Origin of the sequence: Streptomyces profundus, from assembly GCF_020740535.1 — a bacterium.
GTDB classification, from domain to species: domain Bacteria; phylum Actinomycetota; class Actinomycetes; order Streptomycetales; family Streptomycetaceae; genus Streptomyces; species Streptomyces profundus.
On sequence record NZ_CP082362.1, the window covers coordinates 2,848,418 to 2,864,566 of the forward strand.

Annotated in this window: 14 protein-coding genes; 9 read left to right on the top strand and 5 right to left on the bottom strand. The window is 69.8% G+C overall.

Annotated elements, in window-relative coordinates; all coding sequences use genetic code 11:
* Nucleotides 1–22 precede the first annotated feature (22 nt).
* The 7 genes from K4G22_RS12490 to K4G22_RS12520 all read left to right on the top strand — a co-directional run bounded on the left by K4G22_RS12490 (nt 23) and on the right by K4G22_RS12520 (nt 10,160).
* On the top strand, nt 23–403 hold the full coding sequence (locus K4G22_RS12490; protein ID WP_228080181.1) for a helix-turn-helix domain-containing protein: 381 nt from the start codon (nt 23–25) through the stop codon (nt 401–403).
* Nucleotides 400–963: a hypothetical protein gene (locus K4G22_RS12495; protein ID WP_228080184.1), complete on the top strand. Its 564-nt coding sequence runs from the start codon at nt 400–402 to the stop codon at nt 961–963. The genes K4G22_RS12490 and K4G22_RS12495 overlap by 4 nt, the downstream gene beginning before the upstream one ends.
* Nucleotides 964–1,130: 167 nt before the next feature.
* Entirely contained in the window at nt 1,131–1,469 is a 339-nt protein-coding gene (locus tag K4G22_RS12500; protein WP_228080185.1) for a DUF2516 family protein, read from the top strand.
* Nucleotides 1,470–1,557: 88 nt separating this feature from the next.
* Nucleotides 1,558–2,178: a DUF47 domain-containing protein gene (locus tag K4G22_RS12505; protein ID WP_228080187.1), complete on the top strand. Its 621-nt coding sequence runs from the start codon at nt 1,558–1,560 to the stop codon at nt 2,176–2,178.
* Between the two features lie 7 nt (nt 2,179–2,185).
* On the top strand, nt 2,186–3,184 hold the full coding sequence (locus K4G22_RS12510; protein ID WP_228080189.1) for an inorganic phosphate transporter: 999 nt from the start codon (nt 2,186–2,188) through the stop codon (nt 3,182–3,184).
* Between the two features lie 228 nt (nt 3,185–3,412).
* Complete coding sequence (locus K4G22_RS12515; protein WP_228080191.1) at nt 3,413–6,640, top strand: S8 family peptidase; 3,228 nt, start codon at nt 3,413–3,415, stop codon at nt 6,638–6,640.
* Between the two features lie 286 nt (nt 6,641–6,926).
* Nucleotides 6,927–10,160, top strand: a complete 3,234-nt coding sequence (locus tag K4G22_RS12520) for a S8 family peptidase (protein ID WP_228080193.1) — start codon at nt 6,927–6,929, stop codon at nt 10,158–10,160.
* Between the two features lie 78 nt (nt 10,161–10,238).
* Here the strand turns inward: K4G22_RS12520 and pstB are convergent, their stop codons facing one another.
* The 4 genes from pstB to pstS are packed head-to-tail and all read right to left on the bottom strand — an operon-like array spanning nt 10,239 to nt 14,249.
* On the bottom strand, nt 10,239–11,018 hold the full coding sequence (gene pstB, locus K4G22_RS12525; protein WP_228080195.1) for a phosphate ABC transporter ATP-binding protein PstB: 780 nt from the start codon (nt 11,016–11,018) through the stop codon (nt 10,239–10,241).
* Between the two features lie 13 nt (nt 11,019–11,031).
* Entirely contained in the window at nt 11,032–12,126 is a 1,095-nt protein-coding gene (pstA, locus tag K4G22_RS12530; RefSeq protein WP_228080197.1) for a phosphate ABC transporter permease PstA, read from the bottom strand.
* Entirely contained in the window at nt 12,123–13,109 is a 987-nt protein-coding gene (gene pstC / locus K4G22_RS12535; protein WP_228080199.1) for a phosphate ABC transporter permease subunit PstC, read from the bottom strand. Before pstC ends, pstA begins: the two co-directional genes overlap by 4 nt.
* A gap of 9 nt (nt 13,110–13,118) precedes the next feature.
* A complete protein-coding gene (gene pstS, locus K4G22_RS12540; RefSeq protein ID WP_228080201.1) occupies nt 13,119–14,249 on the bottom strand; it encodes a phosphate ABC transporter substrate-binding protein PstS in 1,131 nt (376 codons plus the stop codon).
* 194 nt (nt 14,250–14,443) lie between these two features.
* Here pstS and K4G22_RS12545 point away from each other — a divergent pair, with 194 nt between their 5' ends.
* On the top strand, nt 14,444–14,863 hold the full coding sequence (locus K4G22_RS12545) for a metal-sensitive transcriptional regulator (protein WP_425336660.1): 420 nt from the start codon (nt 14,444–14,446) through the stop codon (nt 14,861–14,863).
* A 19-nt stretch (nt 14,864–14,882) separates the two neighbouring features.
* Here K4G22_RS12545 and K4G22_RS12550 read toward each other — a convergent pair whose 3' ends face one another.
* Nucleotides 14,883–15,704 carry an SCO4651 family lipoprotein gene (locus tag K4G22_RS12550; RefSeq protein ID WP_483414796.1) on the bottom strand — a complete coding sequence of 274 codons (822 nt, stop codon included), beginning with the start codon at nt 15,702–15,704 and terminating at the stop codon, nt 14,883–14,885.
* 115 nt (nt 15,705–15,819) lie between these two features.
* On the opposite strand from K4G22_RS12550, the gene K4G22_RS12555 reads away from it, so the two are divergent.
* Nucleotides 15,820–16,020, top strand: a complete 201-nt coding sequence (locus tag K4G22_RS12555) for a hypothetical protein (protein WP_425336661.1) — start codon at nt 15,820–15,822, stop codon at nt 16,018–16,020.
* Nucleotides 16,021–16,149: the final 129 nt, after the last annotated feature.

Genomic DNA, 16,149 nt, shown 5'->3' on the forward strand with positions numbered 1-16,149 from the left:
CAAGCTGGGGCACGCTGGGGCCATGGCTTCACTCGGTGTGGGAGATCTGGGGGCGTTCCTGCGGGAGCAGCGGCAGCAGGCCAAGCTGTCCCTGCGACAGCTGGCCGACGCCGCCGGGGTGTCCAACCCCTATCTCAGCCAGATCGAGCGCGGACTGCGCAGACCGAGCGCGGAGATCCTGCAACAGCTGGCCAAGGCGCTGCGGATCTCAGCCGAGACGCTGTACGTCCAGGCCGGTTTTCTCGACGAACGCGTGCGGGACGAGGCGGAGGAGGCCCCGCCGGTCGGGGTGCGGGAGGCGATCCTCGCCGATCCGGACCTCTCCGACCGGCAGAAGGAGGCCCTGCTCCAGATCTACGCCTCGTTCCGTGGCGAGCACCAACAAGGGGAGGAACGACCATGACCATCACCGATGACCTGCGGAAGACCCTGAGCGAGTCGACGCCGCTCTATGTCGCGGCCGGCACGGCCGATCTCGCGGCGGAGAAGCTGCGTGAGCTGCCCGCCGCGCTGGAGCGGCTGCGCGCCGAGGCGCCCGAGCGGCTGCCCAAGCTGCGCGAGAAGGCCCAGCATGTGGCGTTCACCGGCGTGGGCCTCGCCCTTGAGTACGCGGTGAAGGCGCGCGAGACGTACGACGAGCTGGCCGAACGCGGCAAGACCGCCGTCGAACGTCGCCGCGCGGCGGACGAGGCCGACCAGGACGGCGAGCCCTGGTCAGAGGTCCGCGTCGAACGCGAGCCGGTGACGGAGCCTGTGACGGAGCCGGTCACGGAGCCGGTGACCGACCCGGCCGGTGAATCGATCACGGAGCCGGTGACCGAGCCCGAGCCCGCGACCGAGCCGGCCGAGGCCGAGGCCCCCGCACCGGCCGACAAGGCCAAGGCGGCCCCCCGGGCGCGGCGCTCCCCCAGCGCCCGCAAGGCCGCCCCCCGCGCACCGAAGAAGATGCCCCCGAAGGACTGACCGCCGACGACCGGCCACGGCCACGGCGCAGCCGCTGGCCCGGCCGGGCCGGGCCGGCCCGGGCATGGTTTCGGCAACCCCGGGCGGGAGCAGGCATTACCGACGTGGGCTTTCGGCGGGTAGCGTGGAAGGCGACCTTCAGCAAACGGACATAGTGGGTGGCGAGCATGTTTCTCGAGAAGTTCATGTCGCTGTGGTTCTATCTCTTCCTCGCGCTGCTCGTCCTCAGCGTCTACGCGCTGGTGCACGCGGCGCTCCAGCGGGAGGACGCGTTCCGCGCGGCCAACAAGCAGACCAAGCCGTTCTGGCTGGTGATCCTCGGCGTCACGGTGGCGGTACAGCTGGCCATCCCGCATCTGCTGCTGGTGCTCGCCGGCACGGTGGCGACCGTCGTCTATCTGGTGGATGTGAAGCCCGCGGTCACCTCCGTGACGCGCGGCGGCGGCCGTGGCGGCGGCTGGAGCAGCAGCGACGGCCCCTACGGTCCCTACAACGGCAACCGCTGAGCGAGGCTCTCCCAGAGAGGTTAGCCGTGGCTGGTTTCTGCCCTTAGCATCGTCGGGACAACAGCCGCTGAATGCCAGAGGAACTGCCGTGCGCTTTCGCCTGACGCCGAGGGAGACCAGCTTTTACGAGCTGTTCGCCACCGCGGCCGACAATGTGCTCAGTGGCTCGAAACTGCTGATGGAGCTGCTGGGCGCCGATGCGGCGGCGCGGGTGGAAATCGGTGAGCGGATGCGCGCGGCCGAGCACGCCGGTGACGATGTGACCCATGCCATCTTCCATCAGCTGAACTCGTCGTTTGTCACCCCGTTCGACCGCGAGGACATCTACCGGCTGGCCTCACTGCTCGACGACATCATGGATTTCATGGAAGAGGCCGTCGACCTGGTGGTTCTCTACAAGATCGACGAACTGCCCAAGGGCGTGGAGAGCCAGATAGAGGTGCTCGGCAGGGCGGCCGAGCTGACCGCCGAGGCGATGCCGAGGCTGCGCACCATGCGGGAGCTGAACGAGTACTGGATCGAGGTCAACCGCCTGGAGAACCAGGCGGACCAGGTGCATCGGAAGCTCTTGGCGCAGCTGTTCAGCGGGGGCTTCGAGGCCATCGAGGTGATGAAGCTCAAGCAGATCGTGGATGTGCTGGAGGAGGCGGCCGACGCCTTCGAGTCGGTCGCCAACACGGTGGAGACGATTGTGGTCAAGGAGTCCTGAGCCCACTGTGGACACCTTCGCTCTGCTCGTCGTCATCGGTGCGGCGTTCTTCTTCACCTACACCAACGGCTTCCACGACTCCGCCAACGCGATCGCCACCTCGATCTCGACCCGGGCGTTGACGCCACGTATCGCACTCGCGATGGCCGCGCTGATGAACATGGCCGGGGCGTTTCTGGGCTCCGGCGTGGCCAAGACCGTCAGCGAGGGGTTGATCGCCACCCCGACGGGCAAACAGGGCATGGTCATCCTGTTCGCCGCGCTGGTGGGGGCCATCTCCTGGAATCTGGTCTCCTGGCACTACGGTCTCCCCTCGTCCTCCTCGCACGCGCTCTTCGGCGGCCTGGTGGGGGCCGCGCTGGCCGGGAGCTCGACCGTGCACTGGGACGGCGTGCTCACCAAGATCGTGATTCCCATGATCCTTTCGCCGCTGATCGGCCTGGTGCTGGGCTATCTGGTGATGGTCGGCATCCTGTGGGCCTTCCGAAAGGCCAACCCGCACCGCGCGCAGCGGGGTTTCCGGATGGCGCAGACGGTCTCGGCGGCGGGGATGGCCCTGGGCCACGGGCTACAGGACGCCCAGAAGACCATGGGCGTGGTGGTGATGGCGCTGGTGATCGCCGGTGTGCAGGACGAGAGCGACGCCATCCCGATCTGGGTGAAGGTGTCCTGTGCGTTGATGCTGTCGCTCGGCACCTATGCGGGCGGCTGGCGGATCATGCGCACCCTGGGCCGGCGGATCATCGAGCTGGACCCGCCGCGCGGTTTCGCGGCGGAGACCACGGCGGCCTCGGTGCTGTACTCGGCGTCGTACTTCTTCCACGCGCCGATCTCGACCACCCATGTGATCACCTCGGCGATCATGGGCGTGGGCGCCACCCGTCGGGTGAGCGCGGTGCGCTGGGGGGTGGCGGGGAGCATCGTGCGCGGCTGGTTCATCACCATGCCGGCGGCCGGTGGGGTGGCCGCGCTGAGCTACTGGCTGGTGCGTCTCGCGGTCGGCTAGGGAGGGCCCGGAGCCGGATCACGAGCCTCCATCACCACGGTCACACCACCATTCCCTCACGGTCCCCACCCTTGACGGTGTGGCTTGACAGCAGTTCCCCAACCGATGATCGGTTGGCGGAGGACGGATGACGCCTCCTGCCAACTTCTGTCACCAGGGGGACAGTTGAAGAAAGATTCCAAGAGGGCACGCCTTCGGATAGCCGGGGCCACGGCCGTTGCGCTCGCCATGACGGCGGGATTAGCGGCGACGGCCGGAGCTGAGGAAGGGGCGGCGGGCCAGGTCCCGACCGTCTCCGAGCGGGAGGCCGTCGGTGAGCGGATCACGCTGATCACGGGTGATCAGGTGGTGCTCGGCCAGGACGGTCAGGTCACCGGGCTGATCCCGGCCGAGGGCCGGGAGAACATCCCGGTGCGCACCACCAAGGTCGGCGAGAACCTCCAAGTGCTGCCAGCCGACGTGATCCCACTGCTCCACGACGGCACGCTCGACCGCCGTCTCTTCGATGTCACCGAGCTGAGCCGCGAACAGTACCGACAGGTCGACGGCCTGCGGCTGATCGTCTCCTACACCGGAACCGACCAGGGCGCCGCCGAACTGTTCGCCGACGCCGACCCGGACGTCGACGCCACCCTGGACGCCGTGGACGGCGAAGCGCTGACCGTCGCGGCCGAGGACATCCCCGCCCTGTGGGCCGAACTGACCCGACCCGCCGAGGGCGTCGGCACCCTGGACGCGGCACCCGGCGTCGGCTCGATCGCGCTGGACGGCCTGGTCACCAAGTCACTGGACGTCAGCGTGCCGCAGATCGGCGCCCCCGACGCCTGGGAAGCCGGCTTCGACGGCACGGGCATCACCGTCGCCGTGCTGGACACCGGCATCGCCAAGGAACACGAGGACCTCGGCGCCGACAAGATCACCGCCGAACAGAACTTCTCCGAGTCGGATGTCGTGACCGACCTCGACGGCCATGGCACCCACGTCGCCGCCACGGTCGCCGGGAGCGGCGATCCGTACAACGGGGTGGCTCCCGGCGCGGAGTTGTTCAACGGCAAGGTGTTGGACGACTTCGGCAGCGGCTGGGAGTCGGACATCATCGAGGGCATGCAGTGGGCCGTCGACGAGGGCGCCGACATCGTCTCGATGAGCCTGGGCGGCTACGCCGGCAACGAGATCGACCCCATGGAAGAAGCCGTCAACACCCTCTCCGCCGAGAGCGACGCCCTCTTCGTCATCGCCGCCGGCAACTCCGGCCCCTCCGCCGGCTCCGTCGACAGCCCCGGTACGGCGGACGCCGCGCTGACGGTGGGCGCCGTGGATGACGCCGACGAGCTGGCCGACTTCTCCTCCGTCGGCCCCCGCGTCCGAGACGGCGCCCTGAAGCCCGACGTGACCGCCCCCGGCGTCGACATCGCCGCCGCCGGCGCCGAGAACGCCGCCATCTGGGACTACGGCACCCCCGTCGACGACACCCACGTCGCCATCTCCGGCACCTCCATGGCCACCCCCCACGTCGCCGGCGCGGCGGCGCTGGTCGCCCAGGCCAACCCCGAGTTGACCGGCCAGCAGGTCAAGGCCGTACTCTCCGGCTCCGCCATCACCGCCGACGGCTACAGCGCCATCCAACAAGGCTCCGGCCGCATCGACGTACCCGCCGCGATCGCGCAGTCGGTGATCGCCGAACCGGCCAACCTCAGCTTCGGCATCGTGCCCTTCCCGCACGAGGACGCGGTCAGTAGGGAACTGACCTACGCCAACCTCGGCGATGCGGACGTCACCCTCCAGCTGAGCGCCACCGCCACCGACCCCGAGGGCGCCCAGGCCCCCGAAGGGCTCTTCAGCCTCTCCGCCGACGAGGTCACCATCCCCGCCGGCGACACCGCCACCGTCGAGGTGACAGCTGATGCTTCGGCCGGCACCCTCTTCGGCGTCCACTCCCTCCACATCACCGCGACCGACGGCACCACCACCGTCACCACCGCCGGCGCCGTGGAACGCGAGCAGGAGAAGTTCGACCTCACCGTCGAATCCACCGACAGGACCGGCGCCCCGACCCAGGAGTTCTACGGGTACGCCTACGACCTGGAGACCCAGGAGCGCTACGAGTTCCTCGGCACCGAGGGCAGCGGCACGGTCCGGGTGCCCCCGGGCGAGTACGCGGTCGACGTCTCGCTCTACCACCTGGACGAGACCGGTGCGGAGCTCGCCGGCGTCGACTGGCTGGTCGCCCCCGGCGTCCAGGTCGACGAGGACACCACCGTCACCGCCGACGCCAACGACGCCGAGCTGATCGACTGGACGCTGGAGGACGAGACCGCCGAGCAGACGATCCTCTCCCCCACCATCCGCTTCCTCGACGAGTCGGGGAGGACGAGGCTCTCCCTCGGCTGGAGTGTGATGGACCTGCCGGATGGCCTGCGCACCGCCCAGCTGGGCGAGGTCGGGTCGGTCCCGATCGACAGCGACGCCACCGTGGCCTTCGCGGGTACGGAAGGCCAGGAGTACCACGCGGCACACGTCAACCCCGGCGCGTTCTACACCGGCCTCACGGAACATGTGGAGCTGTCCCAGCTGGCCCGGATCAACGCCGGCCTGGGCAGCTCGGTCGCGGACGCCAGCGGCGCGTTCTTCGTCCTTCCGGAGACCCCGGGCTTCACCATCGCCGAGGAACTGCCGCTGCCGCGCACCGCGGAGGTGTACGTCCAGGACACCGTCTCCTGGGAGTTGGAACTCTCCCAGAGGGACTGGGACACCTTCAGGGGCACGTCGAACCTCGTCGGCCTCACCACCTACACCGCGGGTGAGGTCTATGACCTGACGATCAACGTGGGCGTGCACGGCCCCGCCGTGGACGCGGGCGGGAACATCTTCCGCGACGGCGACACGCTCTACGGCTGGACCAACGCGTTCAACGACGGCGCCGACAACCCCACCTGGGGTGACCACGACTCGGCCGAGACCACGCTCTACCGCGACGGCGAGGAGTACGCGTCCGCTGACGCGCCGCTGAACTACCTGGAGTTCGAGCTGCCGGCCGACGAGGCCGACTACGAGCTGGTCACGACCGTGTCGCGCGGCACCGACCTCACCACCGTGAGCACGGAGGTCACCTCCGCGTTCACCTTCACCTCCGCGAGCACGGACGAGCTGACGGCCCTGCCGTTCAGCGCCGTCCGCTACACCCCGGAACTGGCCCTCGACAGCACCACCCCCGCCGGTGAGACACTCACCGTGCCCGTCACCGTCCAGGGCTCAGCCGCCGACGAACCCGCCTCACTGACCGTCTCCGCCTCCCTCGACGGCGGCGACACCTGGGAAGAGGCCGACATCGTCGACGGAGCCGTGGAGATCCTCAGCCCCGACGCCGGCGGCACCGTCTCCCTGCGCGCCGAGGTCGAGGACAACCACGGCAACACCCTGACCCAGACCATCATCGACGCCTACCGCACCACCTGAACACCACCCCGCACCACCGGCGGCCCGCACCCCTCCAACCAGGGAGAGGTGCGGGCCGCCGCACGTGGTGGGCGCCGCTCATGGCCTCCACGGTCACGGCCGGGCCACGAACCTCTCACAGTCCCCACCCCTGACGACATGACTTGTCGCCTGTTTCTCAGCCGATGATCGAACCGGGGGGATGGACGACGCCCCCTGTCAACTTCTGTCATATGGGGGACAGTTGAAGAAAGATTCCAAGAGGGCACGCCTTCGGATAGCCGGGGCCACGGCCGTTGCGCTCGCCATGACGGCGGGGCTCGCGGCGACGGCCGGCGCCGACGAGAGCGCCAGGGGTGGGATTCCGACCGTCTCCGAGCGGGAGGCCGTCGGTGAGCGGATCACGCTGATCACGGGTGATCAGGTGGTGCTCGGCCAGGACGGTCAGGTCACCGGGCTGATCCCGGCCGAGGGCCGGGAGAACATCCCGGTACGCACCACCAAGGTCGGCGAGAACCTCCAAGTGCTGCCAGCCGACGTGATCCCACTGCTCCACGACGGCACGCTCGACCGCCGTCTCTTCGATGTCACCGAGCTGAGCCGCGAACAGTACCGACAGGTCGACGGCCTGCGGCTGATCGTCTCCTACACCGGAACCGACCAGGGCGCCGCCGAACTGTTCGCCGACGCCGACCCGGACGTCGACGCCACCCTGGACGCCGTGGACGGCGAAGCGCTGACCGTCGCGGCCGAGGACATCCCCGCCCTGTGGGCCGAACTGACCCGACCCGCCGAGGGCGTCGGCACCCTGGACGCGGCACCCGGCGTCGGCTCGATCGCGCTGGACGGCCTGGTCACCAAGTCACTGGACGTCAGCGTGCCGCAGATCGGCGCCCCCGACGCCTGGGAAGCCGGCTTCGACGGCACGGGCATCACCGTCGCCGTGCTGGATACCGGCATCGCCAAGGAACACGAGGACCTCGGCGCCGACAAGATCACCGCCGAACAGAACTTCTCCGAATCCGACTCCGCCACGGACCGGGACGGCCACGGCACCCATGTGGCGTCGACCGTCGCCGGTGTCGGTGACCCGTACAACGGCGTCGCGCCGGGTGCGGAGTTGTTCAACGGCAAGGTGTTGGACGACTTCGGCAGCGGCTGGGAGTCGGACATCATCGAGGGCATGCAGTGGGCCGTCGACGAGGGCGCCGACATCGTCTCGATGAGCCTGGGCGGCTACGCCGGCAACGAGATCGACCCCATGGAAGAAGCCGTCAACACCCTCTCCGCCGAGAGCGACGCCCTCTTCGTCATCGCCGCCGGCAACTCCGGCCCCTCCGCCGGCTCCGTCGGCACCCCCGGTACGGCGGACGCCGCGCTGACGGTGGGCGCCGTGGATGACGCCGACGAGCTGGCCGACTTCTCCTCCGTCGGCCCCCGCGTCCGAGACGGCGCCCTGAAGCCCGACGTGACCGCCCCCGGCGTCGACATCGCCGCCGCCGGCGCCGAGAACGCCGCCATCTGGGACTACGGCACCCCCGTCGACGACACCCACGTCGCCATCTCCGGCACCTCCATGGCCACCCCCCACGTCGCCGGCGCGGCGGCGCTGGTCGCCCAGGCCAACCCGGAGTTGACAGGCCAGCAGGTCAAGGCCGTACTCTCCGGCTCCGCCATCACCGCCGACGGCTACAGCGCCATCCAACAAGGCTCCGGCCGCATCGACGTACCCGCCGCCATCTCCCAGACGGTGATCGCCGAACCGGCCAACCTCAGCTTCGGCATCGTCCCCTTCCCCCACGAGGACGCCGAGCCGGTCACCAAGGAACTGACCTACGCCAACCTCGGCGACCAGGACGTCACCCTCCAGCTGAGCGCCACCGCCACCGACCCCGAGGGCGCCCAGGCCCCCGAAGGGCTCTTCAGCCTCTCCGCCGACGAGGTCACCATCCCCGCCGGCGACACCGCCACCGTCGAGGTCACCGCCAACACCTCCGCCGGCACCCTCTTCGGCGTCCACTCCCTCCACATCACCGCGACGGACGGCACCACCACCGTCACCACCGCCGGCGCCGTGGAACGCGAGCAGGAGAAGTTCGACCTCACCGTCGAATCCACCGACAGGACCGGCGCCCCGGCCGACGAGTTCTATGCCAGCGTGCTCAACCTGGAGACGCAGGAGAGCTTCGAGCTGGTCGGGACCGAGGGCAGCGGCACGGTCCGGGTGCCCCCGGGCGAGTATGTCGTCGACGTCTCGCTCTACCAGGTGTCGGAGGACGGCGAGGAGCTGGCCGGCGTCGACTGGCTGGTCGCGCCCAGCGTCCAGGTCGACGAGGACGCCACCGTCACCGCCGACGCCAACGACGCCGAGCTGATCGACTGGACGCTGGAGGACGAGACCGCCGAGCAGACGGACCTCTCCCCCACCGTCAGCTTCCTCGACGAGGACGGCGAGCTGCTCTTCGTCTCCGGCTGGAGCGCCGCCGGGCTGCCCGAGGGCCTGCGCACCGCCCAGCTGGGCGAGGCCGGGTCCTTCTCGGTCAGGGGTGACGCCACCGCCAGCTGGCTCGGCGAGGAAGGCCAGGAGTACTACGGCGCGCACTCCAACCCCGACGGGTTCTACACCGGCCTGACCGAGCACCTGGAACTGGCCGAGACCGCCCAGGTCAACGCCGCCATCGGCAGTTCGGTCGAGGGCTCAAGCGGCCCGCTCTTCGTCTACCCGGAGACCTCGTTCTTCGCGTCGGCCTGGGAGCACCCGCTGCCGCGCACCGCGGAGCTGTACCTCCAGGAGGGCGTCGCCTGGGGCTTCGATCTGTACCAGGACACCCCCGAGGTGTGGTTCGCCACGCTGACCTTCGTCGACTTCGCCGAGTACGCCGCGGGTGAGGTCTATGACCTGACGATCAACGTGGGCGTGCACGGCCCGGCCGTGGACGAGGGCGGGAACATCTTCCGCGACGGCGACACGCTCTACGGCTGGACCAACGCGTTCAACGACGGCGCCGGCAACTACAGCGCCAGCGACTACGACTCGGCCGAGACCACGCTCTACCGGGACGGCGAGGAGTACGCCGTCGTGGACGAGCCGCTGGACTGGGTCGAGTTCGAGGTGCCGGCGGACGAGGCCGACTACGAGCTGGTCACCAGCATCACGCGCGGCCCGTCGGTCTCGACCGTGAGCACGGAGGTCACCTCCGCGTTCACCTTCACCTCCGCGAGCACGGACGAGCTGACGGCCCTGCCGTTCAGCGCCGTCCGCTACACCCCGGAACTGGCCCTCGACAGCACCACCCCCGCCGGTGAGACACTCACCGTGCCCGTCACCGTCCAGGGCTCAGCCGCCGACGAACCCGCCTCACTGACCGTCTCCGCCTCCCTCGACGGCGGCGACACCTGGGAAGAGGCCGACATCGTCGACGGAGCCGTGGAGATCCTCAGCCCCGACGCCGGCGGCACCGTCTCCCTGCGCGCCGAGGTCGAGGACAACGACGGCAACACCCTGACCCAGACCATCATCGACGCCTACCGCACCACCTGAACACCACCCCGCACCACCGGCGGCCCGCACCCCTCCAGCCAGGGAGAGGTGCGGGCCGCCGCGCGTGGTGGGCGCCGCTCAGCCGAAGCGGCCCGAGATGTAGTCCTCGGTGGCCTGCACGGATGGGTTGGAGAAGATCTTCTCCGTCTGGTCGATCTCGATCAGCCGGCCGGGCTGGCCGATCGCCGCCAGGTTGAAGAACGCGGTGCGGTCCGAGACCCGGGCGGCCTGCTGCATGTTGTGGGTGACGATCACGATGGTGTACTCGGACTTCAGCTTGTCGATCAGATCCTCGATCGCCAGCGTGGAGACCGGGTCGAGCGCCGAGCAGGGCTCGTCCATCAGCAGCACGTCCGGCTCCACGGCCGTCGCACGCGCGATGCAGAGCCGCTGCTGCTGACCGCCGGAGAGCCCTGAACCCGGGCGCGCCAGGCGGTCCTTCACCTCGTTCCACAGGTTGGCGGCGCGCAGGTTGCGCTCCACCAGCTCGTCGAGATCGGACTTGCGCCGCGCGCCGCCGTTGAGCCTGATGCCGGCGGCGACGTTGTCGTAGATCGACATGGTGGGGAACGGGTTGGGCCGCTGGAAGACCATCCCGATGGTGCGCCGCACGGAGACGGGGTCGACGCCGGGGCCGTAGAGGTCCTCGTTGTCCAGCATCACCTTGCCCTCGACCCGCCCGCCCGGCGTGACCTCGTGCATCCGGTTGAGGGTGCGCAGGAACGTGGACTTGCCGCAGCCCGACGGGCCGATGAACGCGGTCACCGCGCCCGGCTCGATGTGCATGGTGATGTCCTCGATCGCCCGGTGGGCGCCGTAGTAGGCATTGAGCCCGCTGACATCGATGCGCTTGGCCATGGTGGCACCTCTCCTAACGACCGGTCTTGGGGGCCTTCCAGCGGGCGATGCCGCGGGCGACCAGATTGAGGATCATCACAAAGGCGATCAGCACCAGCGCCGCCGACCAGGCACGGTCGTAGGCGGACTGGGTGCCGTACGACCACTGCTCGTAGACATAGAGCGGCAGCGAGGACTGGGCGCCTTCGAAGACGTTGGCGTTGATCATGTTGTTGCCGAAGACCAGCAGGATGATCGGCGCGGTCTCGCCGGCGATCCTGGCCAGCGCCAGCATGACGCCGGTGGTGATGCCGCCGATGGCCGTGGGCAGCACCACCTTGAGGATGGTGCGCCACTTCGGGATGCCGAGCGCGAGCGACGCCTCGCGCAGCTCGCCGGGGACCAGCTTGAGCATCTCCTCGGTGGAGCGGACCACGATCGGCATCATCAGGATGGCCAGCGCCAGCGCCCCGGCGAACCCGGAGTAGCCCAGGTCCAGCATCATGATCCACAGGCTGAGGACGAAGAGGCCGGCGACGATCGACGGGATGCCGGTCATCACGTCCACGAAGAAGGTGATCACCTTCGCCAGCCGGCCCGAGCCGTACTCCACCAGATAGACCGCGGTGAGCAGGCCGATCGGGATGGCCAGCACGGAGGCCAGCGCGACCTGCTGCACCGTGCCGAGCAGCGCGTGGTAGATCCCGCCGCCGTCCTGCCAGCTGAGCACGCCGTTCATCGAGTGGGTCAGGAAGTACCAGTCGACGCCGGGGGCGCCCCGGGAGACCGTCTCCCAGATCAGCGAGGCCAGCGGCAGCACGGCGACCACGAAGCTGGCCCACACCAGCGTGGCGGCCAGCTTGTCCACCGCCTGCCGGCGGCCCTCGACGGCCGACGTCAGCAGGAAGCGGGAGAGCACGAAGGCCAGCGCGGCGATCAGGCCCCACTGCACGTGGCTGTCCAGGCCGCCGAGCAGCCCGGCGGCCACGCCGAACGCCACCGAGCCGAGCAGCAGCGCCGCCACCGACCAGCGCGGCAGCCTCGGCGGGCGCAACGTCTTGGGCCGCACGTCGAGGGCGCCGGTGGGCCGGCTCGGCTGGGTGGACGGGTTCGACAGGTCGCTGCTCATGCGTTGGCCCCCGAGTACTCCTTGCGGCGGGCGATGATCAGCCGCGCCGCGCCGTTGACCAGCAGGGTCAGCAGGAAGAGCACCAGGCCCGAGGCGATCAGCGCGTCCCGGCCCATCGATCCGGCCTCCTTGAACTGGCTGGCGATGTTCTGCGCGAAGGTGCCGCCGCCGGACTCCAGCACGCTGGCGTTGATCAGGAAGCTGGGCGAGAGGACGGTGGCCACCGCCATGGTCTCGCCCAGGGCCCGGCCGAGGCCCAGCATCGAGGCGCTGATCACGCCGGAGCGCCCGAAGGGCAGCACGGTCACCCGGATCACCTCCCAGCGGGTGGCGCCCAGCGCCAGCGCCGCCTCCTGGTTGGCCTTGGGCGTCTGCTTGAACACCTCACGGGTGACCGAGGTGATGATCGGCAGGATCATGATGGCCAGCAGGATGCCGACGGTCATCAGCGAACGCGCCGGGCTGCCGTCGTAGGAGAAGACCTTGGTCCAGCCGAGGAACTGGTCCAGCCAGTCGTAGAGGCCGGTCATCCGAGGCACCAGATAGAGCGCGCCCCAGAGGCCGTAGATGATGCTGGGCACGGCGGCCAGCAGATCGATCAGATAGCCGATGGGCGTGGAGAGCCGGCGCGGCGCGTAGTGCGAGATGAACAGCGCGATGCCCACCGCGATCGGCACCGCGATCACCATGGCGATCACCGAGCTGACCACGGTGCCGAAGAGCAGCACGGCGATCCCGAAGTACGGCGGGTCGGCGTTGGCCTCCCAGGCGAAGGTGGTCAGGAAGTTGCCGTCGTTGGCCCTGATGGCGACCACCGCGCGGATGGTGAGGAACACCGCGATGGCGCCCATGATCACCAGCAGGGCGATGCCCGAGCCCTTGGAGAGGTTGCTGAACACCCGGTCACCCAGGCGGGTGGTGCTCCCGCCCGACCCCTCGGGCGGACGGGGGGCGGGCTCGACGTCCGTGCTCTTCGCTGTCATCTCCGGCCCTCAGTCCATCGCCTCGACGCGCTGCCGCACCTGCTCGACGATGTCGTCGGAGATGGGCGCGTAGTCGATCTCGGCCAGCGCCCGCTGCCCCTCTTCGCCGGCGGTGTAGTTGAGAAAGGCCCTGGTCAGATCGAGGGTGCCGGGCTCGTTGCCCCGGTCGCAGACGATCTCGTAGGTGACCAGGACGATCGGGTAGACGCCCTCGGCGGTGCTCCCGTAGTCCAGCTGGAGCGCCAGATCCCCGTCCTCGCCGATCACCTCGGCCTCGGCGATGGCGTTGGAGGAGTTCTCCACGGTGGCCTCGACCGGCTCCTCGGCGCCGGTGTCGATCCGCACGGTGTCCAGGTTGTTCTGGTGCGCGTAGGACAGCTCGAAGTAGCTGATCGCGCCCTCGTTCTGCTGCACCATGCCGACCAGGCCGGAGGAGCCGTCCGCCGACTGGCCGCCTCGGCCGCGCCAGCTCTTGTTGGGCTCGTGCGGCCAGTCCTCCGGCGCGCTCTCGTTCAGATAGCTGGTGAGGTTCTCGGTCGTGCCGGAGCCGTCCGAACGGTGGAACGGGGTGATCGCCAGGTCGGGGAGGTCGACGCCCGGGTTGAGCGCCGCGACGGCGGGGTCGTCCCAGCGGGTGATCCTGGAGTCGAAGATCTGGGCCAGGGTGGCCGCGTCCAGCGTCAGCTCCGGCACACCGGGGAGGTTGTAGCCCAGGGCGATGGGGCCGGCCGCCATCGGCAGATGGATGGCGCGGCCCCCGTCGCGGCAGACGCTCCGCGACTCCTCCACCTCGCCCGGTGAGAGCAGCGAGTCGGAGCCGGCGAACGCGGTGGTGCCCTGGAGGAACTCCTGGACGCCGGCGCCAGAACCGGTGGCCTTGTAGTTGATCTGGCTGCCTTCACAATTGGCCTGGTAGGTGTTCACCCAGACCTCCATCGCGTTGGCCTGGGCGCTGGAGCCCGAGGCCAGCAGGGTGCCGTCCGGGCCGCAGGTGAGGCCCTCGACCGAGAAGTCCACCGCCCCGGGAAGGCCGGAGTTGTCATCCGTGCCACAGGCAGTGAGGGCCAGGGCGCCCGCCGCCAGCGCGGCACCGAGGCTGAGCGCCCGCCGCTGCCGCCCGCTCGTGCGCGAAAGCTTCACTGTCGTTCGATCCTTCCCGTAACCGTTCTCACCTGAAAGTAGGTTGATCAGGTGAATCGACTTACGGTCAAAAGTGAATAGCAAATGAATCACGCAGGGCGGTCAGGTTGCCGGCTGGGTGCACGATACTGCCCGGTTGGCCGACGGTTCGTTACGCTATACCCATCAGGGGTATATGAGCAGAAGGCGGCACTATGACCACAGTAGGGACGATCGGCGGCCCTGGCGCACCAGGCGAGCCGGACCCCACCTGCCATGCCGAGCCGGCGGCCGAGGCGGACCAACCCGGCCAGCCAGCCCAGTCAGGCCAGTCAGACCAGTCAGACCAGGGCCAGCACGGCTACAGCAAGGACAAGGACGCCCACCTCAAACGGCTCCGCCGGATCGAGGGGCAGATCCGTGGCCTCCAGCGCATGGTCGACGAGGACGTCTACTGCATCGACATACTGACGCAGGTCTCCGCCTCGACCAAGGCGCTCCAGTCCTTCGCCCTCCAGCTGCTCGAAGAGCATCTGCGGCACTGCGTCGCGCACGCCGCCCAGGAGGGCGGCCCCGAGATCGACGCCAAGGTCAAGGAGGCCACCGCCGCCATCGGCCGGATGCTCCGCACCTGAGCCGGCCAGGCCGGCGGGCTCAGGCGACGGCGCCCCAGTAGACGTCCTCGTCGGCCGGCAGCACCACCTCGACCGTGACGCCGAAGCCGAAGAGCGTCACCGTGGACGTCACCTCGACCGCCCACAGGCCCTGCGCCAGGCTGAACTCGTGCCGCACCTTCCGTGGCGTGCCCTGATCGTCGAGGTAGGCGTCGAAGGGCACCTCGGTGCTGGTGAAGCCGCCCACCGCGGCCGACAGCTGCTCCCTGATCCGTGCCGTGGCCGCCGCCTCCGCGGCCACGGCGATGTCGGTCACCCCCCGGTAGTGCCGCACCGGCACCCCGTCCACGCTGGCCGCCCCCAGATCGTCCGCGCTGCGCACCCCGCGCAGCAGCTCGACCGCGGTGATCGGATCCGTCGCGCCGCCCGTCACCAGGTTCCCGTCCGCGACGCCGGCCACCTCGACCCGCACCCACTTGTCCGCCGGCACCCCGGCGCCCCGGTTCTTCATGAACAGCTCACCCGGCGCGAAGACCTCCGTCACCGGCTCCGCCCGCTCGGGGGCCGCCGGATCGGGCGGCAGCGTCACCAGCAGCTCGCCGATGCCGTCCACGTAGTCGAAGACGCCCTCGCCATGGATGGTGAGCCGGGTGCCGCCCGAGGCCATCCGCATGGCCGTGCGGGCCTGCGAGGAGCCTGACTCCACCAGCAGATCGGGCGCCGACCGCACGGCGCGCAGCGGATCGTCCGACGACCGCCCCTCGGGCGCGGCCGTGCCGGTGCCGGAGCAGCCGCTGACCGCGAGCATCAGGACCAACAGCCCACCCCTGCCGAGCCCCGCGACTCGCCGCCACACCACCATGAGCCCCCTGGCCCTCCCGGAACCGCCACGTTCTGCGAACACCGCCGGCCGCGGTCCCGCCGGCCGGATGACTACCGACCTAACGAGGGCTCGGCAGGGCCGTTACGGTGGTGGGGTGGACGAGCAAGGTGCGGACATACCGGAGGCGTCACCCGGCGTCACCGGCGACCCACACCAGGTGGAACTCTACGAACGCGGCCCCTTCCTGGCCTCCCGTTGCAGCTGTGGATGGTACGGCCCGGCCCGCCGCTCCCGCCCCCTCGCCAGAGACGAGGCCGCCGGCCACTCCCGCACCGCGAACCCGGGCGAACGGTGACGTCCAGGACAAGCCACCGCCTCCCACCGCGAACCGGCGGAGCCACCCGCTGTGGATGGTACGGCCCGGCCCGCCGCTCCCGCCCCCTCGCCAGAGACGAGGCCGCCGGCCACTCCCGCACCGCCCCCG